This is a genomic window from Actinomycetes bacterium, from assembly GCA_024222295.1.
In the GTDB taxonomy this organism is placed as follows: domain Bacteria; phylum Actinomycetota; class Acidimicrobiia; order Acidimicrobiales; family Microtrichaceae; genus JAAEPF01.
Map to the genome: position 1 here is coordinate 144459 of JAAEPF010000033.1, position 22754 is coordinate 167212.

The following is a 22754-nucleotide window of genomic DNA, read 5'->3' on the forward strand; positions in this document are numbered from 1 at the left end:
TCGGCGCGTGCCACAGGTGCCGGACACAGAGGGCCACAGCGCGGACGCGCCGCAGGTCGCGCCCGTTCGCCGCCGGCGTCGCGCCGAGGACGCGCCGACCCTGCGCTTCGACACCGCCGTGTGGTTGGTGGGCGGCGTGGCCTTCGGCCTGCGGGCCGTCTGGGTGGCGGCCTTCGTGCGCCTGCCGAGCGGCCTGTCCGACCCGTTCCTCTACCACGGCTACGCGATCCGGATATCCAACGGTCGCGGCTACCAGTCCCTTGTTGACGAACCGACCGCCTACTACCCGCCGGGCTACCCGTTCTTCCTGGGAGCGATCTACAAGGTGGCCGACGTGCTGGGCCTCGACGGGCACGTCGACCTGCTCGTAGGCCTCGCGCAGTCGCTGCTGTGGGCAGTCGCTGCGATGGCGGTGGTGTTCACCGCCCGTTGGGCCTTCGGCGGGGCCACGGGGCGCCTCGCCGGCCTGGTGGGCGGCCTGGTGCTGGCCTGCTGGCCCAACCTGGTCACCTACGCGGCGGCCTGGTTGTCCGAGTCGTTGTTCGTGGCCCTGTTCGCGGTGGCGGTGGCGGCCCTGACGCGCGTCGCAGTCGAACCGGAAGCGGGACGAGCCCGCTCGGTGGCCCTCGTCGTGGCGGCGCTGGCCACAGGAGCCGCCACGATGGTGCGGCCACAGGTGCTCCTGGGTCTGCCGCTGGTGGCCCTTGCGTGGCTTCTGGCAGGCCTCGGATGGCGGCGCATCGTCGGCCTGGCAGCAGCAGTGGCGGTGGCTGTCGGCGTGTTCGTGGTGCCGTGGACGATCCGCAACGCATCCGTGTTGGGAGAGGCGGTGCCGATCTCCACCAACGGGGGCGACAACCTGTGCATCGGCTTCCACCCGGGAGCGCGCGGCAGCTTCGAGTTCCCGATCGAGTACTGCGACACCGGCGAGTTCTGGAACGACGGCAAGGAGGCCGAGCTGCGCCGTAACTCCGAGACACGCCGGCTCGCCACCGACCACATCCTCGACGAGCCGCTCTCGTTGCCCTGGCTGAGCGCCCGCAAGCTCTTCTACACCTTCCGCAGTGATGACGACGGCCTCGTGGCAGGAGGGTCCTACGGTGCCGACGTGGTGCTCGACAGCCCCTGGCGCGGCGCCTGGCTGACGTTCGCCCACGTTGGGTACGCCTTGATCATGGTGGCGGCAGCTGTCGGGCTGGTGATGGGGGTCCGTCGATGGTGGCGGCACCGCGGCGACGCTGCGACGTTGGCGCTCGTCGGACTCACCATCGCCGGCATCGTCGTGCCCGTGCTGTTCTTCGGTGATCCGCGGTTCAAGGTCCCGACCACGCCGCTGTTCGCGGTATTCGCAGGGCTTGCCGTCGCAGTTGCGTTCAGACGAAGGCGTGGCGATTGGGAAAGCGCGCCCAGCTGAGCAATCCTCTGGTCGTGGGGAAACTGCAGAAGCTCGTTGAGCTGGTCAAGTCTTACAAGCCGAAGGTCGGTTCGGGCTACGTGACCTACATCGACCTGCCGCTGACCACACCCGACAAGGTGGAGCTCGGCGAGGAGTACAGCCACGTTGTGGTGGAGTCGGGCGACCACCCGCTGGTGCCGAAGATCACGCCGCGCTGGCAGCGACGGATGGCCATCGAGAAACTCGACCGCGGTGACTGGTACGCGCTCGTGCTGCTGTACAACGACGACGTGATCGGCCACTTCTGGCTGGCGTCGGCGTCGACGAAGGGCCTCTTCAACGGGGTGATGAACCTCACCGTGATTCCGGGCGAAGAGGTCTACGGGTTCGACCTGTTCCTGCACCCCGACCACCGCCGGGGCAAGATCGGCAACTTCGTCGCGTGGCACACGATCACGCTCCTGCAGGACCGCGGCTACCGCTACGGCTACACGCACGTTCTCTCCGACAACGTGCCGTCGATCTTCTGGCACCACGGCGTGGGCTTCAACATCTACCAGTCGTTCAACTACATCAACATCGGGCCGCGGATCTGGTGGAAGCTGCCCTTCTCCGAGACCCCGATGTATGGGCCGCTGTCACGCAAGGGGCGCTTCAATGACCCCGACCCGCCCGACGCGTTCGGCGGCTCGTTCTTCCCGTCCTGATCCCGTGGATCGCGGGAGTGCCCGTGGTCAGGACCTGTAGCGCTCGAGCAGGGCCGGGCCCAGCCACGCGGCGACGACGTCTGTGCTCGCCTCGCTGAAGTGCACCCCGTCGGGTCGCAGCGCGGGGTCGAACTCACCGCCGGGCTGGGAGTTCATCCATGCGGCGATGTCGAGCACCTCGACCTCGGGGCGGGCCGTGTCGAGCGCGGCCAGCATGTCGTTGTAGGCATCCGCGCGGGCGGGGTCGGCCTCGCTGTAGGGCGGATGCCCCATGAAGATCACCGAACCCGGCACCGGGTCCCAGTGCGGTGAGTTGGCCCACAGAACGGGTTGACCGCCGGCCGCGAGCACATCCACGAGGTGGCTGAGCTCGCCGAAGAGGTACTCGTCGTAGGCCTGGTTGCCGATCCTGGTCCAGCGGCGGAACCCGGAGGGCTTGCGGTCGGTGACGTCCCACATGCCGCCGGCCACCAGCACCAGTTCGGGGTCGAACGACGTGAGCGCCTCGGTGAGCATGGCGTCGCGGTTGCGGCACTCCTGGGACTCCGTGCGACGTATGCCCACACCCTTGTTGGAGCCGCCACGCCCGAACGCGCAGGCAGGAATGGTCGCGTCCATCACTGCGGCTCCGCCGTCGGTCAGCGCCCAACGCTGCAGCCCGATGAGGATCGACTCCGCGAACGAGTCGCCCACGACCATGATCCGCATCGGAGGGGGTGGGGGTGCAGCGGTGGTGGCGACTGCCGTGTCCGGCTCCGAAGGGGTGGCCGGAGCGACCGTGGTCGTGGGGATCGCCACGTCGACGCCACTGCCGAGGGCGATCACCTCGGAGCGCTCTGGTTCGGGCAAGGTCGCGACGAGTCCGATCACGATGGCGAAGGCGGCGAACATCGCTGCCCAACCGCGGTAGCCAAGCAGCACGCGTCGGCTCCGGATCGGACGCTCCAGCAGCCATAGCGAGATGGCCGCGAGGACCAGCGTGAGACAGACCTGCACGGCGAACGCGGCCGTGGGGCCGATGCCGAGTCGGTCCGGGCCCAGCCACCAGATGATCGGCCAGTGGAAGAGGTAGACCGCATATGAGACCCGGCCGAGGGCGGCCAGTGGTCTCCTGGACAGCAGCCAGCGGGCCGCACCACGGGGCTGAACGACGGCCACGAGCAACGCCGCCACCACCACGGCGTGCAGGGTGAGGCCTCCGCGGTACAGCCATGAGGCCGTTATGGGGGTGAACGCCCACGCTACGAGGAGCGCGACGAGGGCCAACGGCGCCAGGTGCCGCATCCGGCGCTGGCCTCGGGGTGCCATGGCGAAGCGGCGCCCCAGCAGCGTGGCGGCGACCGCTCCGACGGTCATCTCGGCGAGGCGGGTGTCGGTGCCCATGTAGGCCCTGTTGTCCCAGCTGCCGGCGGAAACGAGCACCATCCAGGCTGTCGCCCCCACGGTCACAGCCGTGAGCAACAGCGTCAGGTCGCGCCGTCGGCGACCGGGCCTGCCCCAGCCGGTACGGGCCACGAGCAGTGCGGCCAGCGGCACCAGGACGTACCACTGCTCCTCGACCGCGAGGCTCCACACGTGACGCAGCGGCGATGGGTCGCCGGCGAACATCGCGCTGTAGTCGGACCCGTCGAACACGAACCGCCAGTTGGCCACGTAGAACAGAGAGGCAAGGGCATCGCCGGGCAGGCTGGCGAGCTGTGAGGCGGTGCCGATGATGGGCGTGAGCAGGAGTACGGCCGCGATGGTCACGAGGACCGCCGGCAGCAGGCGACGGGCCCGGCGCTCCCAGAAGCCGGCCAGCGACACGCCGTCGGTGCTGCGTCGTTCTTCGAGCAGCAGGGAAGCGATCAGGAAGCCCGACAGGGTGAAGAACGCCGATACACCCAGGTAGCCACCCTTGGTGACGGGCTCCAGCCAGCCGATGCCGTTGGCGGCAGCCCCGTGGTAGAGCACCACCGCCGCGACTGCGATGCCGCGCAGTCCGTCGAGTGCCGGCTGGTGCGGAAGCGATGTGTGCGCCGGCGCGGGCGACACCGCTGCCGGCTCGTCGCCGGGCGCGTCCTTACCGTGCTGCGGATGCGCTTTCCCGACATCGTCATCGACCAGTGGGTCGACGTCGGTGCGCTCGTCGGTGGTGCTCACAGCACACCCTCCACCATGGCCCTTGCACGGTACTAGGGCGCGGGCCGGGCCTGCCCAGTCGGGGCGAGGAAGACGGCCGTCGGAAGGCCGATGGCCGTGTATTCGTCGATGAGCTCGTCGATCGCCGGGCCGACCCGCGGATCCGAGCGGACTGCCCACTGGTTGAGTGGGAGCTCTGCCACCAGCTCGGCTGCGTCCGCCTGCTCCAATGCGGCCTCGATCTCGGTGGCGAGCGCTTCCTGGCGTTGGATGTCGGCGTCGCTTCGTGGGTCCCGATAGGCGATCTCCTCGGCATCCGGGAGCGCCTTCCAGAGGCGGATGGCGTCGCCGGTCACCACCCAGATCGCCGCATCGGCGGTGCCATCCGCGATCACACGGTGCGGGCGCATCTCGGCGGACAGACGGCGGTCGACCCCGACGTGCACGCCACGCCGCTCGAGTTCGGACAGGACTGCAGTGCCGATGCCACCGAAGGCGAGGGGGTCCTCCCAGCGCAAGACGAACGTGTCGCCACCGGGCAACGCCTCGAACGCAGCGCCGACCAGGTGATCTGCCACATCGGACAGCTGTGCAGCAGGCACATCGGGGTCGGAGAACGCAGCCGCAGTCGCGAGTGACCCGACTCCCAGCACCGTCACCGCTGCGAGACGCGCTCCGTGGGGCCATCCGGCGGGCCGGTCGCCGCTCAGGTTCAGCCACGCAGTCCAGGCGATCGCCACCATGGTGGCGGTCACGAGGACCGCGAGCCAGATAACCAGGTAGCCGAACACCTCGCCCGGGATGCGCGACGACGCGACCAGGGCGGCGAGCCATCCGGCAGCACAGACCAGTTGCAGTTGTGCTGCCGCCCGCAGTCTGCGGGTGGCCCTGCCCTGCCAGGCAACCCATGCTGCGCCCGCCCAGACACCCAGGAACAGCAGCGTGCCGAGACCGACGCCCCGGTCGGTGGGGCGGGGGTCGTCGAGCAGCAGCCAGGGGGTGCGCGGGTCGGACCATGCGGCGACGAGCTTGATGGCACCTGCGACTCCGAGTTCCGGCTCCGCGTCGGTCTGCTGGCTGTACGCCGAGACCATGATCCCGATGTTCCCGGGGTCCCCGGTGAGCTGTTCGTACAGTGGCGGCAGCCACATCACGGCGGTGAGGCCCGCTGCCACAGCCACCGGCCAGAGAACCGCGCGCCACCGGCCCGCCTCGGCGCCCCGAGCCCGCGGTCCGCTCCACCACAGGCCCACCAGGGCCGTCGCGCCCAGAGTTGCCACGAGTGGGGTGTATCCGAAGTGTGCGTGCACGCAGTAGGTACCTGCGGCGGCCACGAGCACGATCGCCCAGCGACTGCCGTCGATCACCGCCCACACCGCCATGACCATGCAGAGGAAGGGCATCACCGTGAACCACGGATTCCACGGCTCGACGAACGCCGACGGTCCGAGGCCGGCGATCAATCCGAGGGCTCCGAGGGCCAGCAACACGGTGAGGGTGTCACCAGCGCGCCGCCACACGACTGCGAGAGACCCAACCAACCAGGCTGCGGCTGTTGCTGCAACGGCGGCCGAGAGGCCCGCCGCTGAGCGGCCGAGCAGGGCATAGACGGGGTACATCGCCCACCATGCCGAGGGGCCGGGGTGGGAGCTCACGTCGGTTTCGGTGCGCAGCCTTCCCACGGCTCCGAGTGATGGCGGATGTGCCCAGAAGTCGCGGACACGCAATTCGGCCTGCGCGAACTCGCCGACCGGAGTCCAACCCCGCGCGCCGAGGGCGATAGCTGCAACCAGCAGCGGAAGTGTGCAGGCGGCGCAGCAGAGCGCCAGTACCCACCACCGGCGGCTGACCGCTCGACGACGCACCGCCGCATCGCGCACGACGGCACCTGCACCTCGGTCGGTGGAGGATTCGGTGCCGGAGGTCATCGCGATGGCGAATCTACGTGCTCCGGGCCTGGTTCCGGGACACCGGCGGGGGTCGGCGGCTGTGCGATGCTTGTGCGCCGTGGCAGACGAGAGCATCCCCGGGCCCATGGACCGCCGAGACGCGGTCGGCCTCGGCATCGTCGCTGTCGCGCTCCTGCTTCCCGTCTGGGGCCTGATGCGCTACCAGGGGCCTCCCATGGAGGAGGGATTCATGCTCGTGTTCCCCGAGCAGATCCTGCAGGGACAGGTGCCGCACCGCGACTTCCTTCACCTCTACGGTCCGGGCGCCATCTACGCGCTGTCGGCCATCTACGAGGTCTTCGGCACGCACCTGTACGTGGAACGCCTGGTCGGCCTCCTGCAGCACGCGGCGATCGCGTACTCACTGTGGTTCCTGCTGCGGCCCTTCGGCCGCACGATCGCGACCGCCGGTGCGGTCACGTCGGTGGTGATCCTGATCGGCCCACTCGGGCTGTCCGCCATGGCATGGAACGGCGCACTGGCACTCGGGCTGGCGGCCCTGGCCGTCGCGTCCGGCGCCTCGAGGCGTGAAGAGGGCTCGCCGGCGCGCAGGAACCTGCTCGCCCTGGCCGGTGTGCTGGGTGCCCTCGCGCTGCTCTACCGGCCGGACCTCGTGCTGGCAGTACTGCTCGGTCTGGGTGCATGGTGGCTCCAGTTGCCCAAGGGGCAGCGGTCACCTCTCGTGTGGGGCTTCCTGGGCGCATCCCTGCTGTGGATCGCGCACCTGCTGCGGTCAGGCATCGGGGAGTCGATCGAGGGCATGTTCCTCGAACCGGTCTTCGAACTACGGGGCGGCCGGTCGCTGCCGATCCCACCCAGCTGGTCAGAGGTCGACGGATTCCTGCAGCGCGCCGGCACGCTGCGAACCAGCGGCTGGCCCTTGCCCATGCCGGGCATCTCCCAGCAGATCACAATCTGGTTCTGGCTCGTTCCCCTGTCGATCGCGCTGGTGCTGTTCGCCGCCTGGAAGCTGCGCAAGCGGCAGCCCGCGTCAGTGAGCGCCGGTTCCTACTGGCCCGCCGCGCTGTTCGGCGCGGCCCTGCTGCAACAGGCGATCCAGCGCCCCGACACCGCGCACCTGTCGTGGGTCACCGGTGTGACGTTCCCGCTAGCGATCGCTGCGATCGCGATAGTGATTGCCGAGTACCGCCCGGCGACATCGGCAGCTGTTCGGGTTGCGTGGGGGATCGGTGCGGTCGCTGCAGTGCTCGTGCTCGTGATCCCGTTCTACCCGGTTCGCACGTACACGGATCTTGTCGGCCAGAGCTTCGGCGTCAACAGGTTCGGGTTCCCGATCGAGCGCGAAGGTCGCACATTCCCCTTCGGCGACGCGGACGGTGCGGCCGATGCACAGACCGTGGTGGATGAACTGGACGCGCTGGCGGAGCCGGGTGATTCACTGGTCGTGGGACCGCTCGACCTGTCGAGGGCCAACTACAGCGACGCGTTCTTCTACCACTTGTTCCCCGAACTCGAGGTGGGTACAAGGTTTATCGAGATGGACCCGGGCATAGCGGACGCCGAAGGCAGCGGCCTCGCTGAGGAGGTGGCCGGCGCCGACTGGCTGATCCTGTCGGATGCGTGGTCGGGTTGGGACGAGCCCAACGACTCGAGGATGGGGCGATCGCAGGCCGCCAACGACGTCGTGCGCGAGGAGTTCTGCGTGGTGCTCGATGCCGGAACCTTCCTGCTCTACCGAAGGTGCACCCCCACCTGAGCGCCCACACCAGCGACGCAACCACCGTGCTTCTGACTGGTGGGCGTCGGCCGGTACTGTTGGGCGGTGTCCACGGTCATCGTCGTACCGACCTACCAGGAGGCGGGAAATGTCGAGAAGCTCCTGCGCGAGGTGCGCGCGGTCGAGCCCGACGTGTCGATCCTGATCGTTGACGACAACAGCCCCGACGGCACCGGTGAGATCGCCGAGAAGGTCGGTGCCGAGATCGGCGGGGTCGAGGTCCTGCACCGTGCACGCAAGGCAGGACTGGGAGCCGCCTACCGCCACGGGTTCCGCCATGCCCTCGACGCGGGCCACGACGTGATCGCCCAGATGGATGCGGACCTCTCACACGACCCCGAGGTCCTGCCGGACCTGCTCGGTGGACTCCGCGACGGCATCGAAGTGGTTGTGGGGTCGCGCTACGTGCCCGGCGGCTCGGTGCCCAACTGGACGTGGTTCCGGCGCACGCTGTCGCGGCTGGGCAACACCTATGCACGGCGCATGCTGCGGCTGTCATTCAATGACGCAACCACCGCGTTTCGTGCCTATTCCGCCGAGGTGCTGGAGCGCATCGACATCGACGGCACCCGGGCCAACGGGTACCTGTTCCAGATCGAAACGGCATTCCGGCTGTCCGCGGCGGGCGTACGGGTCGCAGAGATCCCGATCACGTTCCTCGACCGCGTCGAGGGGGCCTCGAAGATGGCCGTGGTGCGCACGATGGTCGAGACCGAGCTGCGCGTCACCTGGTGGGGCCTGTCGCTGAGGGCGCCGGTCATAACTGGACGATTCAGGGAGACGTCGGCGGGACGTTACCTTCACTCGAGGGTGCGACCGACAGGTACCCCGGTCGCGGGCCCGCCACCAGGCGATGGCTGACGAGTTCCCGGGTCCAGAGTCGCAGCCAGCCAGCAGCGACCGCGAGCCCGTCGTACGCCGCAGGAACCGCGACAGACAGCCGGGTGGCCACGTGCCACTTGGCTACGAGCCGGCGCTGGATGGCCTCAGGGCCGTGGCGGTGCTCGCGGTGCTCTTCTTCCACGCCCGTTTCGACTGGGCCAAGGGCGGCTTCCTCGGCGTCTCGGCCTTCTTCACCCTGTCCGGGTTCCTGATCACTTCGCTGATGCTGCAGGAGTGGCGACGATCGGGGGCCATCAGCGTACGCGGGTTCTTCTCACGGCGCTTCCGCAGGCTCCTGCCGGCTTCCTGGTTCACCCTCATGCTCGTCGTCACGATGGGGTGGCTCGGGATCTGGAACACCTCGCAGCTGCGCGACCTGCGCGGTGACGTCCCCTGGGCGATCGCAGAGCTGGCCAACTGGCACTTCATCTTCCAGGACCGCACATACGGCGCTCAGTTCGAAGCTCCATCGCCTATCGAGCATTTCTGGAGCCTGGCGGTCGAGCAGCAGTTCTACCTGATCCTCCCGGTTGTCGTGTTGTGGGCGCTCGGCGCATCTCGACAGCGCTCCGTGGCCCGGGGCTCGCGCACCCGTGAAGGCCCCTCGGCCACCCCGCTACGCCTCCTTGTGACCGTGCTGGTGATCGCCGGCGCGGCGTCAGCGGTGCTCAACGGCGTCCTGGCCCGGGAGTCGGTGGCGCGGGCCTACTTCGGCACCGATACCCGCCTCGCGGAACTCGTGGCGGGAGCGCTGCTGGCGTGTGTCGGCCTGCGCCTCATCCGCGGCTCCACAACCCGGCGGCGGCGGATCTTCGACGCGCTGGGATTCATTGGCCTCGCCGCATCGGCCGTGCTGTGGTTCACAGCCACGGTGGAGTCGGGGTGGCTGTACCCGTGGGGCCTGCTCCTGACGGCCGGGGCGAGCGTTGCACTGATCGTGGGGGCACTGCAGGGCGGCTTGCTCGCACAGGCACTTGCGCTGAGGCCGATCGTGGCGCTCGGGCGTATCAGCTACGGCGTCTACCTGTTGCACTGGCCCGTGTTCCTCTGGCTGACTCCCACGAGGGTGGGCTGGGGCCAGTGGCCGCTGTTCGCGCTTCGCATGGCCGTCACGCTGGCCGGCTCGGTGGTGATGTTCAAGCTGCTGGAAATGCCGATCCGCAGCGGTCCCAAGGTGGTCGGCCGCTTCGCAGCCCGAGCGGCGCTTCCCGCGGTCGCACTGATCCTGCTCTCGACGTTCCTGGTCACCTCCGACCTGCCGGAACCCTCACGCCTCGAAGCCGCCGCCGCGGCCCCGTCCACCACGACGACACTGCCTCCCGCTCCGACGAGGGTGGTGGTGCTGGGAGACGAGCTGGCCGCGTCCTGGGACCTGCTGGACGGCGAGGGGGGCACCGACGCCCACCCCCTCGAGGTGAAGGTCGCATCGGCTCCCGGTTGCGGGCTCGCGCTCGGCGGCTACGTGCAGTTGAGCAGCGGGGCCGTGGAAGGCGACACCGACCGGTGCGGAGAGGTCAAGGAGCAGTGGTTGGCCTTCGTCGCCCAGGAGCAGCCCGACGTCGTGATCGTCGACTCGGCACTGCGGGACGTGTCGGATCGTCGTCTCGCGCCCGAGGCGCCATGGGAGTCGATCGGGATGCCCGGGCTCGACGACTTCCTGCTCACCGAAGTGACGGGGTTCGTGGAGCAGTTGTCCTCGGGCGGTGCTGCGGTGCTGCTGGCGACTGCCCCCCACATGAACGACACGCGGCCGGCGCCACCGGCCGTCGCGCCCGTCCTGCCCGCCGATCCCGAACGCGCGGGCCTTGCTGTGCGGGCTTCCGAGGCAGCGGCGCAGGGTGCTCCGGGCAACGGGTACACGGCCAATGACCCAGCGCGGATCGACCGCTGGAACGAGATCATTCGTGTGGCAGCAGAGGCCACGGGTGCAGGAATCCTCGAGGCAGCCGACGCCATCGCGGCATGGCCCGGCGGCGAATTCGACCCCCAGCGCCGTGCTGCCGACGGAGTCGGCCTCACCGAGGTCGGCATGTCGCAGTTGGCGGCAACGACTGCGTCGGACGTGGCCGGGGCCCGCCCACCGCTGGAGAGGCCTGATCCGGCCTCTCAGGTAGCAGCAGAGACACCTCTGCCCCCGGCGCCCCCGGTCACTGCGCGCAGGACCGCCCCACCGGGCCGCACGGCGGATGTTCTCGTGGTCGGCGACTCGGTTGCCTTCAACATCGGCTACGGGCTCACCGAGTGGTCGCGTGGCAACAGCGGCGTGCGGGTGCAGTCCGCGGGTCAGCTCGGTTGCCCGATCGCGCGTGGCGGCCAGTACCGGTTCCTGCGCGATCTGGAGTCATTCGGTCCCGAGTGCGACTGGGCCACCCAGTACCCCGAGTGGGTGGCCTCGAGCGACCCGGAGGTGGTCGTTCTGACCTCCGGCATCTGGGAGGTCGTCGACCGTCGCCTGCCCGGTGACGACCGGTTCCGCAACATCGGCGACACGGTGGTCGACCGCTACCTGCTGGCGGAGATGCTGTCGGCGATCGACACTCTCTCCGCACGCGGCGCCACAGTGGTCCTTCTCACCTACCCGCACTTCGAGGCCGGCAGGGACCAGGGCTACACCGGCCTCCCGGAGTCGGATCCTGCACGCGTGGACCGCCTCAACGAGATCATGGCCGAGGCCGTGGCGCTGCGACCGGGAGTGGCGACGCTCGTCGACTTCCAGGCCTGGCTCGCGGCGCAGCCTGGAGGTGAACTCGACCCCGCCAAGCGCGACGACGGCTTGCACTTCCGTGACGACTACTCGCTGCTGATCGCCGACTGGCTCGGCCCGCAGGTAGCCGAGGTCGCGCGCACCGGCGCACCGTCGCCGGGCTGACTCAGCGCCTGGGAGTCACCGGCGCGTCGCGGCCGCTGGAACCGTTGTCGGCGGTGCCGACCCAGTCCGCCGGATCGCTGTCCTGTTCGTGGTAGTCGGCCTCGACGTTGACCGACCAGATGTCGTGGTCGGTGCCCTCGGTGATGTTGCTGACAGTGAGCATCGCCGTGAGCATCGAGTGGTCCTGGTTGTTGTACTTGTGCATCCCGTTGCGCCCGATCGGGTGGACGTTGGGTACCTCGGTGGTCAGCCATTCACGCAGTACCTTCACCTTGGCCTGGTAGCCCTCGTCGTACACGGGGTACGCCTTGGGCATGCGCACCACGTACCCGGCCTCGACCGTGGCCGGGTCCGTCAGGCCGAGCAGGCCCAGTTCCTTCTTGGCGAGCTCGATCAGGTCGGTATCGTCCTTGGTCCACATGCCGTCGCCCTCGAACACGAAGTACTCGAGTCCGAGGCAGGCGCGGCCGTCCTTGACCATGTAGGGAGACCACTGGCCGAAGTTCTGGATGCGGCCGACTTCGACGTCGGGGGAGTGGATGTAGATCCAGTTGTCCGGGAAGCCGTCCTTTTCGGGGACCACGAGGGCAACCGTGAGGAAGTCCCGGAAGCCCAGGCCCTCTGCGGCCTCGATCACCTCGGCCGGTGGCGGGGGATCGAGCACCTTGACCAGCGTGGCGAACGGCATCGAGGAGATCACCTCGGCCGCAGGGTGCACCGTCTCGTTGCCGTCGGGGTCGACTGCGACCACCGCGGTGGCACCGCTGTCGTCGCGGCGCACGGACGTGACCTGCTGGTTGAAGTGGACCGGTGAACCCTTCTCGTCCACGATCTCCGCGCAGCGCTCCCACATCATCCCGGGGCCGTACTTGGGGTACTGGAACTCCTCGATGAGGCTGGTGACCTGCTTGGAGCCGTCGCGTCGGCCGAACAACTTGGAGCGGATCGGCTCCCAGACGGCCTGGAACAGTGACATGCCCTTGATCCGCTGCGCCCCGAAGTCTGCTGACAGCTCCGATGGGGACACGCCCCAGACCTTCTCGTTGTAGGTCTTGAAGAAGTGGTCATAGAGGCGGCGGCCGTAGTCGGCCACCACATATCCCTCGAGGGTGCTCTGGTCCTTCGGCGGACGGACCTTCGCCCACAGGTACGACACGACGCAGCGGACCGCCTCGATGAAGCCCAGGTTGCGCAGTGCGTTCATGGGGCGGATCGGATAGTCGTAGTACTTGCCCTGGTAGTAGATGCGGCTCATGCGGGGTCGCGTGAGGAACTCGTCGTCTTCGAGGATCTCGTGCCACAGGGCTTCGACCGGCTTGACCTTCGTGAAGAAGCGATGGCCGCCGATGTCGAAGCGCCACCCCTCGCGGGTGGCGGTCTGCGAGATGCCGCCGACGACGTCAGTGGCTTCCACGATGTCGCAGGTGCGTCCGGCCTTGGCCAGCTCGTACGCGGCGGTCAGCCCGGCAGGTCCGGCGCCGATCACGACGATGTTGTCGTTGGGGTCTTTCGTCATCTGGGGCAGCCTGCGGCCGGGATCGGGGAGAGGGCCGGGCACCGAACGATACTTCTTCGGCACCCCTGTTTCGTAACCATCCCGTCACACTTGCTCAGGAACCGACTCCTGCTGGGCAGCGCCGAGGGCAGCTTCCTCGCGGCGCACCGCCAGGATGTTGTCGGTGCGGAAGCTGGCCATCCGTACCGCCCAGCAGTCGACGGTCCGGCGCCCTTCGGTGCGGAAGAACGTGGTCATCGACTGCTCCTGTTGGTAGGCATCGGCGCCCACGACCCGTTCCTCGACGCCGTCTCGCAGGGTGACGGTGTAGGAGATCGGCTTGTGGGTGGGGCATGTTTCGCTCATCGGGACTGTGTCGCTCATCGGGGTCTCGCTCATCGCGGAGGTGCTCTGCATGCCCTGACCGTCGCACGGTGCGCCTGTGGGAAACCAGAGTCAAAACCCTGTCCGCGACCGGTGCACGAATTGGGGGCATGATGTGCAGATGAGCCCCGAATCTGTGGAGACGGTCGGTACGGAAGGCGAAGAGCCGCTTGGCTTCGCATGCCCGCGCTGTGGACAGGGCGTCGAGCAGCACTTCTACGGTCCCTGTGGAACCTGCCGTGACGTGCTGCGGGCGACGGTCGGTGCGGATGCCCGTGAAGTGGCCGCGGCGGAGTACGAGCCGAAGATGAACGTGACGCCCAACGCCGTAGCCACCAAGGACTGACCTCGGGGGGCACCGGAGGCGTCACATCTCGGCTATGGGCAGCGGGTTGTACCTCGGTCCGCGTCTTGGCGCGGATGCCATGCCGGAGGTCTTGAGCAGCCGCGTGACGCGTCCGCGCTGCGGCCGGAAGGGCTCCAGCAGCTCGAGCATGCGTTCGTCGCTGCCGCGGTGTTCGCCGGCGAGGGCAAAGCAGATGCCGTTGGGTAGGTGAAGGTCGCCGAGCAACACCACGTCGGGATCACCGAGCACGGCAGCGGCGAGGGCTGTGGAGGTCCACTCACCGACTCCCGGGATTGTCTCGGCCACACGCCGGAATTCCGATGTCCGCGAGACATCCGGGGCCTGCGGCGGTCCTGCCACGCGCTCGAGGGTGTCCAGGCGCCGGATGATGCCACGCACGGCATCCGCACGGCGTCGTTCTACACCGAGGGTGTGCCAGTGGGCATCGCCGAGGTCGAGCACGGTGCGAGGCGAAGGGGCCAGACGCACATCGTGTGGGCCCGGGGCCTGCGAGCCGTGGCCGGCCACCAGGCCTCGCCAGGATCGATGAGCCTCGGCCTTGGTGACGCGCTGGCCGAGCACGGTCGGGACCACGACGTCCCACAGGCTCAAGGACCGGGCCATCAGCACCCCGCTCTGCCCCCTGGCCGCGGAACGCACCACCGGATGCACGTCCGCTGCCGGAATGGCCGGGTCGTCGTGCAGGCCGGCCATCCAGTCGGCTCGCCCGGCCACCCAGTTCGCTCCCGGGCCGTAGGCAGTCGCCGTCAGCTCGGTGGTGGCTCCCCGCGGCCTGCGGCGGCTCCGGAACTCGACCGTTGTGGGTCCGTCTGCTGTCCACATGGCGCGCACGGCCAGGGTGGCGTCGCCGGCCTCATCCACGTGCCACGTAGGATCCGACGCACTGTCGGCCAGCGCGCGCATGGTTCCCACGAGGTCATATGGCTGCTCGAGCTCCCAGTCGCGCGAAGCGGTCTCAGTCATCTGCAGCCATCGAGGCGGCCCACCTGTAGTCGGCCTTGCCGGAAGGGGAGCGAACCATCTCGCCCACCCTCAGGATCTGCTTGGGGAGCTTGTAGTGGGCGATGTGCTCGCCCGCGGCGTCCAACAGCGAGGCGTCGTCGAGCGACTCCCCGTCGCGCAGCTCCACGATCGCCACGACCTCCTGGCCCCAGCGTTCGCTCGCCCGGCCACAGACCACAGCGTCCCAGACCGCCGGGTGGGTCTTGAGGGCGGTCTCGACCTCTTCGGCGAACACCTTCTCGCCACCGGTGTTGATGCACACCGAGTCGCGGCCATGCAGCTCGATTGCGCCGGCGGGGGTCCAGCGCGCGCGGTCACCTGCCACCGCGTACCGATTCCCCTTCACCTCGGGGAACGTTGCAGCCGTCTTGTCGGGGTCGCCGAGGTAGCCGAGTGGGACCCGGCCGCCCTGGGCCAACCAGCCGAGGTGGTCGTCTCCGGGCTCGATGCGGGTCGACAGGTCGTCGCTGAGCACCACGGAGGTTGCCGCGGGCGAGAACCCGCTGCGCGGGTCGCCGCCCGGCGCGGTGGTGGCGACACCTTGGCGGCCCGACTCGGTGGAACCGAGCACGTCAACGATGGTGACGCCCGGTATCAGTTCCTGCAGCTCGGCCTTGGACCGCGGCGAGAGCACCGCGCCGCCCGAGAGGATGTGCCTCACCGAGGAAAGGTCATGGGAGCGGGCCGCCAGCTCGTCGACCAACGGGCGGGCCATCGGATCGCCCACGATGAGCAGCGAGGTGGCTCCGTGGCGCCGGGCCGTGTCGAGCACGTCAGGGGCCCGGAAGTGCTCCGGATGGTCCTGGATGATCACGGTGCCGCCGGCGACCCAGCAGGACAGCGCGTTCCAGTGCGCAGCGCCGTGCATCAGGGGCGGAGCCGGTAGGGCCCTGACCGAGCCCCGTGCGCGGGCGACCAGCTCATCCATCGACGCGTACTCGGAACCGTCGCGCCTGCGCACGCCCAGCGCCGCGATGAGGAAGTCCTCCTGGCGCCACATCGCACCCTTCGGCATGCCGGTGGTGCCGCCGGTGTAGCAGAGGTACAGGTCGTCGCCGGACCAGCCGGCAATCAGCTCTGCCGGGAGCTCGGGCGTGGCCGCAGCGAGCGCCGCTTCGTAGTCGACCGCGCCCGGCAGCAGGCCGGAATCCACCGGGTGCCCGGAGCCGTCGGCAACCTGCAGCACCAGAACCGGTGGTGACTCAAGGGTGGGGAGAACCGCCGCGAGCGTCGGCGCGAAGCACTCGTGCACGATCACCGCGCGTGCAGCTGAGTCATTGAGCAGGTATGTGAGCTCCTCTGCGATGTAGCGGTAGTTGACGTTGAACGGTGCACAACGCGCCTTCCATGAGCCGAGCATCCCCTCGAGGTACTCGTTGCCGTTGTGCAGGTAGAGCGCTACGTGGTCATGCACGCTTTCCCAACGGGACCTGTCTCCCAGCGTGCCCACGGGCCCCAGACCGGCTCCGTGCAGCACTGCCCCAAGGCGGCGCGTGCGGTCGTTGAGCTCGCCCCATGTGATCCGTTTGTCACGGAACAGCAGGGCGTCGTTCTCGGGGCGAGCTGCGCCCACCGCCTCGCTGATCGCCGCCATGTTCAACTGCACGCGGCCGATACAACCACACCCGGCGTGCGGGCACACAGCCGCCGTGGTGGCATGCTTCGGGCATGGTTCGGCCCGGCAGGACACGAAGCGCGCGTGGGCCCAAGGACTGGGGGACGGCCGCCGAAGACCTGGCGTCGCGCTCCGACATTGCGGCGAAGCTGTACGCAACGCACGGACCACCCCGCGCGATTCGCCGCACCCGGCCCGCTGACCGGTTCGAGATGCTCGCGCGAGCCATCGCCTTCCAGCAGCTGAGCGGCCGGGCTGCGGGCACGATCTGGTCTCGTGTGATCGACCTGGTGGGGGAGGTGGACCCCCACGCGTTCGCAGCCACCACCCACGACGAGCTGCGCAGCGCCGGCCTGTCGAATGCAAAGGCCCGTTCACTGGCGGACCTGTCGGAGCGCACGATCGACGGGCGGCTGGACCTGGCGGCCACCTCGCGGATGCACGACGACGCCGTGGTCGAGCACCTCACGTCAGTTCGCGGAATCGGCCCGTGGTCGGCGCAGATGTTCCTGATGTTCAGCCTGGGACGCACCGATGTCTGGCCGACCGGGGACGTGGGTGTACGCAACGGGTGGATGCGGGCCACCGGCACCTCGGTGACGCTGACCCCGGAGGAACTGGGCCACGTCGGCGAACCGTTCCGCCCCTATCGTTCGGTGCTGGCGTGGTGGTGCTGGCAGGAAGCCGACACCCGTACCCCCGGGACCTGAGGAGCAGCCCATGGCAGAGATCGACCTGCAGACCCCCGAACTCGACGCCCTGAGGGCAGCGGAGTTCGCCCACCTCGACCGCGACGGCCACCGCTACTTCGACTACACCGGCTCAGGGTTGGCACAGGAGTCGCAGCTCGTCGCATGCTTCGATCTGCTGCGCGAGACCACTCTCGGCAACCCCCACTCCCACAACCCGACCTCGACCCCTTCCACCGAACTCATGGAGGCCGCCCGCAAGCGTGTGCTCGGCTTCTTCAACGCTGCTGACCACGAGTGCGTATTCACGCCGAACGCGACCGGTGCCATCAAGCTCGTGGGCGAGGCGTTCCCGTTCGGGGGCGATAGGCCCTACGTGTGGAGCGCCGACAACCACAATTCCGTCAACGGGATCCGCGAGTACGCACGATCCGCCGGGGCTCCGATGGCTGTGGCACCCCTGCTCACCCCGGAGCTGCGCCCGGACGTGGAGGCCACCCGCGCCCTGCTCGCAAATCCGCCCGGTGACTCACCCGGGCTGTTCGCCTTCCCGGCGCAGTCCAACTACTCGGGGGTGCAGCATCCGCTCGAACTGGTCGCCGAGGCACGCGACCTCGGCTGGCGGGTGCTGCTCGACACGGCCGCGTTCGCACCTACGAACCGGCTCGACCTGTCCGAAGTGGAGGCTGACTTCGCCTGCGTCAGCTTCTACAAGATGTTCGGCTTCCCGACCGGTGTGGGTGCCTTGGTGGCGCGGCGGGACGCTCTGGCCGAACTCGAGCGCCCGGCATTCGCAGGCGGGACCATCTCGATGGTGTCGATCGCAGCGGATGCCTTCCACCTCGTCGGGGGACACGCCGGGTTCGAGGACGGCACACCCAACTTCGCGTCGATCCCGGGCATCACGATCGGTCTCGACGCGGTCGAAGCTGCAGGAATCGAGTCCATCCACCGTCGCGTTCCCGCCGCCACCGAGACGCTGCTGGACGGCTTCAGCCAGCTGGCCCACGCCAACGGCAATCCCGTCGTCGCCCTGCTGGGCCCCGCTGATGCAACAGCGAGGGGCGGCACGATCGCATTCAACATCGTGGACCGCGACGGCACCCAGATCCACGACCGCAGGGTCCAGGAACTGGCGACTGCCGCCGGGATATCGCTGCGCTCGGGCTGCTTCTGCAACCCTGGCTGCGGTGAGGCGGCCCATGGACTCACCGAGGCCGACATGGAGCCGTTCTTCGAGCGGCCGGACCCTCCCGATTTCTGTGACCTCGACGACACGCTCTGGGAGACCCGTGGGAGTGGCGCGTCGGCGCTGCGGGCATCGGTGGGATGGGCCACGGATGCGGCGGACATCGAGGCGCTGCTGTCGTTCGTGGCCGGGTTCAGGGACCACACCGAAGCCGAGATGGGCCGCCCGTCGGCCTCGACCGAGATACGCGGGCCCGACAGCCCCTGACGAAGACCCCGGTCAGGCTCGCGGGGCGCTGATCTCGACCGGCGTCACCAGGGGATGGTGACAGGCCACGTGGTGGTCATCGCCGACCGGCTGCATCTGCGGCTCGACCTTGTTGCAGATGTCGGTGGCGCGGTCGCAGCGGGTGCGGAAGCGGCAGCCCGAGGGCGGATCGATGGGTGAGGGCAGGTCGCCGCCGAGATGCTCCTTGTCGTGCACGTCGGCTGCTGGGTCAGGCACCGGAATCGCGTTGAGCAACGCCTCGGTGTAGGGGTGCGCAGGCTCTTCGTAGAGGGCAGAGGGGGGCCCGATCTCGCACAGCTTGCCCAGATACATGACCGCGACCCGGTCGGACACGTTCTTCACCACGGCGAGGTCGTGGGCCACGAAGACGAGGGTCAGGCCGTATCGGGCCTTCATGTCCTCGAGGAGGTTGAGAATCTGGGCCTGCACCGATACGTCCAGCGCCGATACCGGCTCGTCGCAGATGATCAGCTCGGGGTCGGTCACCACTGCGCGGGCAATCGAGATGCGCTGGCACTGGCCGCCCGAGAACTCGTGGGGTTTGCGTTCGGAGGCAGCGGTGGGGTCGATGCCCACGGTCGTGAGCACCTCCTGCACCTTCGCCCTGCGGGCGTCCGCGTCGCCGGTCTTCCAGATCCGCAGTGGTTCCTCGACGATGTCAGCGACCGTGCGGCGTGGATTCAGCGAGCTGATCGGGTCCTGGAAGATCATCTGCATCCGGGGCCGTGTCGCCCGAAGAGACGCGCCCCTGAGCCGAGTCAGTTCGGTGTCGCCCAGCTGCACCGTGCCCGATGTGGGCGCGGGCAGCTGCATGATGGCCTTGCCGGTGGTGGACTTGCCGCATCCGGACTCGCCGACGAGGCCGAGCGTCTCCCCCCGCACGAGGTCGAAGCTCACATTGGACACGGCGGAGACCTTCTTGCCGCGGCCCACCGGAAACTCGACCACGAGGTTCTCCACGCTCAGCAGCGAGTCACTGTCGGGTCGCAGGTGCGACGATCCACTACCCGCCATGGCTGTCCGTCCGTGGTGATGGGCCCGAATCGGGCGGCGGGCTGGCCGCCAGCATGTCGCTGGCCGCCATGTGGTCCTTGATCTCCAACGTCTCCTGCGAGTCGACCGGATAGTGGCACGCAAAGAGGTGCGAGGGGTCACCGTCAACAGCGCGCAGCTCCGGCTTCTCGGTGTGGCACAGCTCACGCGCATACGGGCAGCGCGGCGCGAACGAACACCCCTTGGGCGGGTTGACCAGATCCGGCGGCCGGCCTCCGATGGCGGCGAGCCGCGTGTGCGGCGCATCCGTCAGCTTGGGGATCGCCGACAGCAGGGCCTCGGTGTAGGGCATCTTCATGTCCGCGAAGAGGCGCGTCGTGGGAGCGGTCTCCACTATGCGCCCGGCGTACATCACGGCAATATCGTGTGCCCGGCCCGCCACGACACCCAGGTCGTGGGTGACGAGGACCATCGCCATGAAACGCTCCCTTTGCTGTTCAGCGAGCAGGTCCAGCACCTGGGCTTGCACGGTGACATCCAGTGCTGTGGTGGGCTCGTCAGCGAAGAGGAGCTTGGGTCCACATGCGAGCGCCACGGCTATCACGACCCGCTGGCGCATGCCGCCCGACATCTCATGTGGGTAGGTGCTGAAGCGCTTCTCGGGCTCCGGGATCCTCACCGAACGGAGCAATTCGACCGCTGTCTCCCTGGCCGTCGACTTGTCCATGTCGAGATGGAAGCGGAGCGATTCGGTGATCTGACGCCCGATCTTCATGACGGGGTTCAGCGCCGTCATCGGATCCTGGAAGATCATCGCCATCTCTATGCCCCACATGGAGCGGTACTCGTCGTCGCCCCATTGGGTGAGGTCATGGCCCTCGAAGGTGATGCGACCGGTGCGCTCCGCCGTGCTGCCCAGCAGGCCCATGATGGAGCGGGACAGAACCGACTTGCCGGAGCCCGACTCACCGACGAGCCCGAGCGTGCGGCCGCGCTCAAGGCTGAAGCTGACGCCATCGACGGCGCGCACCTTGCCGCGAGGGCTCGAGAAAGTGGTGGCGAGGTTGTCGACCTCGAGGATGGTGCCGGTGCCGGGAACCGGTGCCGCAGCTGCCGAATCGGTGGCTGTCGTCACAGCTGGCCCTCCCGTACCTCGAAGCGCTTGGAAATCACGTCGCCGAGGAAGTTGAGTGACAGCACCGTGAGGAACAGCACCAACGAGGTGTACAGCACGATGTGGGGTGCGGTGCGCAGCTGGCCACGCGCCTCGGCGATGATGTTGCCCCACGACGGCGTGGGGAGCTGCACGCCCACGCCGAACACGCTCAGGCCACCCTCTGCGATGATCGCGACTCCCACACCGAGCATGGCAATCGACATCATCGCCGGCACCACGTTCGGGAGCACGTCGCGGAACATGATCCGCCAGCTCCTGGCACCCATGGCCTGCGCGGCGGTCACGAACTCGCGCTCTGACCAGGCGAGCGTGTTGGCACGCGTGATGCGTCCGAGAATCGGGATCGATACGACGCCCAAGCCGATGATGACGACGCCGATGCGCCTGGTGGAACTGACGTCGTCGCTCGAAGCCAGCACAGTCACCAGCGACAGCGCCAGCACGAACTGCGGGATGGCGAGCAGCAGGCTCATCAGCGGAGTGATGATCGTGTCGGTGCGGCCACGGAAGAACCCGGTGATGAGACCGAGGAAGCCGCCGATCAACAATCCGACCGCCACTGCTCCCAGGCCGACCGCGAAGCTGGCTCGTCCACCCCAGATGATCCGTGACAGCAGGTCGCGTCCCAGGGCGTCGCCTCCCAGTGGGTGCCCGCTCGTGGGGCCCTTGCGGGCGATCTCCGGGAACGTCTCGGTGGGGTCTGGGATCGGCAGGATGGGAGCCAGCAGGGCCAGCAGGAACATGCCGCCCAGCCAGACGATGGCCAGCCAGGCGCCGATGCCCAGCCTCTTTCGGCCAGAAGGTGGCCCTTCCGGCGGCTCATCGCCGATTCCGACCCCGACGGCCTCCGCCTCGGCGATGAGCGAAGGGGCCAAGCCCACACCCGGCGTCTCGGCCTCCGTGTGCCCGTGCATCTCGGGATTGTCCGTCATGATCGGGATCCCTCGTTTCGGATTCGCGGGTCGACGGCGGTGTAGAGCAGATCGACTCCGAAGTTCACAAGTACGTAGATGATGGCGACGATCGCCACGAGCGACTGGAAGGCGACGATCTGACGCTGCCCGATGGCCTCCTGCATCATGAACCCGACGCCCGGAATCTGGAACAGCACCTCCACGATCAGGGCACCGCCGATCAGGGTACCGACGTTGAGGCCGGCCACGGTCAGAAGCGTGAGCGAGCTGGGCCGCAGCGCGTGCCGAAAGAGGATCCGCTTGGGGCGCATGCCCTTGGCCTTGGCCAGCAGGATGAAGTCCTGCTGGAGTGTGGCGATCATGTCGGAGCGCAGCAGCCGCATGTAGACGGCGATCTGCCCGACGGCGAGGGTGATGCAGGGCAACACCATCTGGCGGAAGTGCTCGACGGGGTCTTCCGATATCGGCGTGTAGCCGGAGGTGGGTAACAACTTCCAGCGCACGCCCAGGTAGTACTGCAACACGAGCGCGAGGGCAAAGTTCGGGATGGCCAGCATCGCGAATGCGGTGGTGTTGCTCATCCTGTCGAAGAAGGTGTCCTTCTTCGCGGCAGCGAACACGCCCACGGGTATCGCGATCAGCAACGCCAGGATCTGTGAATAGACCACCAGCTGCGCAGACTTGGGGAACGCCTGTCCGAGGCGTTCGGAGACGGGCCGGCTGGAGGACACCGTGTAGTAGTTGCCGAGGTCCCCGGTCACGAAACCACCGAGCCAGGTGCTGTAGCGGGCGATGAACGGACGGTCCAGCTCGAGGTCCTCACGAACCGACTCGCGCTGCTCATCACTGCCGAAGGGCACCAGAACCTCCACGGGGTCGCCGGGGAGGAGCTCAAGGAGAAACGCGGAGAACAGGGTCACGGCCAACACCGTGACGATCAGCTGGGCGAGCTTCTTGAGCAGGGATGCCCCGCTCACCT

Annotated in this window: 18 protein-coding genes; 8 read left to right on the forward strand and 10 right to left on the reverse strand. The window is 68.4% G+C overall.

The window, feature by feature from the left end; translation table 11 throughout:
* Positions 1-7: 7 nt before the first annotated feature.
* Positions 8-1414 (forward strand): hypothetical protein, encoded by a 1407-nt coding sequence (locus GY812_11925; GenBank protein MCP4436184.1) that lies wholly within the window; start codon positions 8-10, stop codon positions 1412-1414.
* Positions 1415-1428: 14 nt separating this feature from the next.
* Positions 1429-2103 (forward strand): GNAT family N-acetyltransferase, encoded by a 675-nt coding sequence (locus tag GY812_11930; GenBank protein MCP4436185.1) that lies wholly within the window; start codon positions 1429-1431, stop codon positions 2101-2103.
* Between the two features lie 27 nt (positions 2104-2130).
* On the opposite strand, the gene GY812_11935 is transcribed toward GY812_11930, so the two are convergent.
* Together GY812_11935 and GY812_11940 are read right to left on the reverse strand one after the other, a co-directional pair.
* The gene (locus tag GY812_11935; protein ID MCP4436186.1) at positions 2131-4245 is read right to left on the reverse strand and encodes an acyltransferase family protein; all 2115 of its coding nucleotides are present in this window, start codon (positions 4243-4245) and stop codon (positions 2131-2133) included.
* A 32-nt stretch (positions 4246-4277) separates the two neighbouring features.
* On the reverse strand, positions 4278-6152 hold the full coding sequence (locus tag GY812_11940; protein MCP4436187.1) for a DUF4404 family protein: 1875 nt from the start codon (positions 6150-6152) through the stop codon (positions 4278-4280).
* Between the two features lie 79 nt (positions 6153-6231).
* Here GY812_11940 and GY812_11945 point away from each other — a divergent pair, with 79 nt between their 5' ends.
* The 3 genes from GY812_11945 (at position 6232) to GY812_11955 (ending at position 11662) form a co-directional block, all read left to right on the forward strand.
* Positions 6232-7890, forward strand: coding sequence for a hypothetical protein (locus GY812_11945; protein MCP4436188.1), 1659 nt, complete (start codon positions 6232-6234; stop codon positions 7888-7890).
* A gap of 36 nt (positions 7891-7926) precedes the next feature.
* Complete coding sequence (locus GY812_11950; protein ID MCP4436189.1) at positions 7927-8772, forward strand: polyprenol monophosphomannose synthase; 846 nt, start codon at positions 7927-7929, stop codon at positions 8770-8772.
* A gap of 91 nt (positions 8773-8863) precedes the next feature.
* Positions 8864-11662, forward strand: coding sequence for an acyltransferase family protein (locus GY812_11955; protein MCP4436190.1), 2799 nt, complete (start codon positions 8864-8866; stop codon positions 11660-11662).
* A 1-nt stretch (position 11663) separates the two neighbouring features.
* Here the strand turns inward: GY812_11955 and GY812_11960 are convergent, their stop codons facing one another.
* Together GY812_11960 and GY812_11965 are read right to left on the reverse strand one after the other, a co-directional pair.
* On the reverse strand, positions 11664-13178 hold the full coding sequence (locus tag GY812_11960) for an NAD(P)/FAD-dependent oxidoreductase (GenBank protein ID MCP4436191.1): 1515 nt from the start codon (positions 13176-13178) through the stop codon (positions 11664-11666).
* A gap of 84 nt (positions 13179-13262) precedes the next feature.
* Positions 13263-13574 carry a hypothetical protein gene (locus tag GY812_11965; protein MCP4436192.1) on the reverse strand — a complete coding sequence of 104 codons (312 nt, stop codon included), beginning with the start codon at positions 13572-13574 and terminating at the stop codon, positions 13263-13265.
* Positions 13575-13662: 88 nt separating this feature from the next.
* Between GY812_11965 and GY812_11970 the strand changes: the two genes are divergently transcribed.
* Positions 13663-13887 (forward strand): hypothetical protein, encoded by a 225-nt coding sequence (locus GY812_11970; GenBank protein MCP4436193.1) that lies wholly within the window; start codon positions 13663-13665, stop codon positions 13885-13887.
* 21 nt (positions 13888-13908) lie between these two features.
* Here GY812_11970 and GY812_11975 read toward each other — a convergent pair whose 3' ends face one another.
* A complete protein-coding gene (locus GY812_11975) occupies positions 13909-14871 on the reverse strand; it encodes a DNA-3-methyladenine glycosylase 2 family protein (GenBank protein ID MCP4436194.1) in 963 nt (320 codons plus the stop codon).
* Positions 14864-16504 (reverse strand): AMP-binding protein, encoded by a 1641-nt coding sequence (locus GY812_11980; protein MCP4436195.1) that lies wholly within the window; start codon positions 16502-16504, stop codon positions 14864-14866. The genes GY812_11975 and GY812_11980 overlap by 8 nt, the downstream gene beginning before the upstream one ends.
* Before the next feature lie 233 nt (positions 16505-16737).
* Here GY812_11980 and GY812_11985 point away from each other — a divergent pair, with 233 nt between their 5' ends.
* Both GY812_11985 and GY812_11990 read left to right on the forward strand, forming a co-directional pair.
* On the forward strand, positions 16738-17235 hold the full coding sequence (locus GY812_11985) for a DNA-3-methyladenine glycosylase 2 family protein (protein MCP4436196.1): 498 nt from the start codon (positions 16738-16740) through the stop codon (positions 17233-17235).
* A 10-nt stretch (positions 17236-17245) separates the two neighbouring features.
* A complete protein-coding gene (locus GY812_11990; GenBank protein ID MCP4436197.1) occupies positions 17246-18670 on the forward strand; it encodes an aminotransferase class V-fold PLP-dependent enzyme in 1425 nt (474 codons plus the stop codon).
* A 12-nt stretch (positions 18671-18682) separates the two neighbouring features.
* Here the strand turns inward: GY812_11990 and GY812_11995 are convergent, their stop codons facing one another.
* From GY812_11995 to GY812_12010, 4 genes are read right to left on the reverse strand one after another with little or no spacing between them, the layout of a single operon-like run.
* Positions 18683-19705 (reverse strand): ATP-binding cassette domain-containing protein, encoded by a 1023-nt coding sequence (locus GY812_11995; GenBank protein MCP4436198.1) that lies wholly within the window; start codon positions 19703-19705, stop codon positions 18683-18685.
* Positions 19695-20765: an ABC transporter ATP-binding protein gene (locus tag GY812_12000; GenBank protein MCP4436199.1), complete on the reverse strand. Its 1071-nt coding sequence runs from the start codon at positions 20763-20765 to the stop codon at positions 19695-19697. Before GY812_12000 ends, GY812_11995 begins: the two co-directional genes overlap by 11 nt.
* Before the next feature lie 50 nt (positions 20766-20815).
* On the reverse strand, positions 20816-21793 hold the full coding sequence (locus GY812_12005; protein MCP4436200.1) for an ABC transporter permease: 978 nt from the start codon (positions 21791-21793) through the stop codon (positions 20816-20818).
* Positions 21790-22752, reverse strand: coding sequence for an ABC transporter permease (locus GY812_12010; GenBank protein ID MCP4436201.1), 963 nt, complete (start codon positions 22750-22752; stop codon positions 21790-21792). The genes GY812_12005 and GY812_12010 overlap by 4 nt, the downstream gene beginning before the upstream one ends.
* Between the last annotated feature and the right edge of the window lie 2 nt (positions 22753-22754).

Coding starts and splice junctions, on each gene's coding strand:
- GY812_11980 (MCP4436195.1), bottom strand. CDS start 16,504: ATGGCGGCGATCAGCGAGGCGGTGGGCGCAGCTCGCCCCGAGAACGAC.
- GY812_11990 (MCP4436197.1), top strand. CDS start 17,246: ATGGCAGAGATCGACCTGCAGACCCCCGAACTCGACGCCCTGAGGGCA.
- GY812_11985 (MCP4436196.1), top strand. CDS start 16,738: ATGCTCGCGCGAGCCATCGCCTTCCAGCAGCTGAGCGGCCGGGCTGCG.
- GY812_12005 (MCP4436200.1), bottom strand. CDS start 21,793: ATGACGGACAATCCCGAGATGCACGGGCACACGGAGGCCGAGACGCCG.
- GY812_11965 (MCP4436192.1), bottom strand. CDS start 13,574: ATGCAGAGCACCTCCGCGATGAGCGAGACCCCGATGAGCGACACAGTC.
- GY812_11940 (MCP4436187.1), bottom strand. CDS start 6,152: ATGACCTCCGGCACCGAATCCTCCACCGACCGAGGTGCAGGTGCCGTC.
- GY812_11960 (MCP4436191.1), bottom strand. CDS start 13,178: ATGACGAAAGACCCCAACGACAACATCGTCGTGATCGGCGCCGGACCT.
- GY812_11970 (MCP4436193.1), top strand. CDS start 13,663: ATGAGCCCCGAATCTGTGGAGACGGTCGGTACGGAAGGCGAAGAGCCG.
- GY812_11995 (MCP4436198.1), bottom strand. CDS start 19,705: ATGGCGGGTAGTGGATCGTCGCACCTGCGACCCGACAGTGACTCGCTG.
- GY812_11975 (MCP4436194.1), bottom strand. CDS start 14,871: ATGACTGAGACCGCTTCGCGCGACTGGGAGCTCGAGCAGCCATATGAC.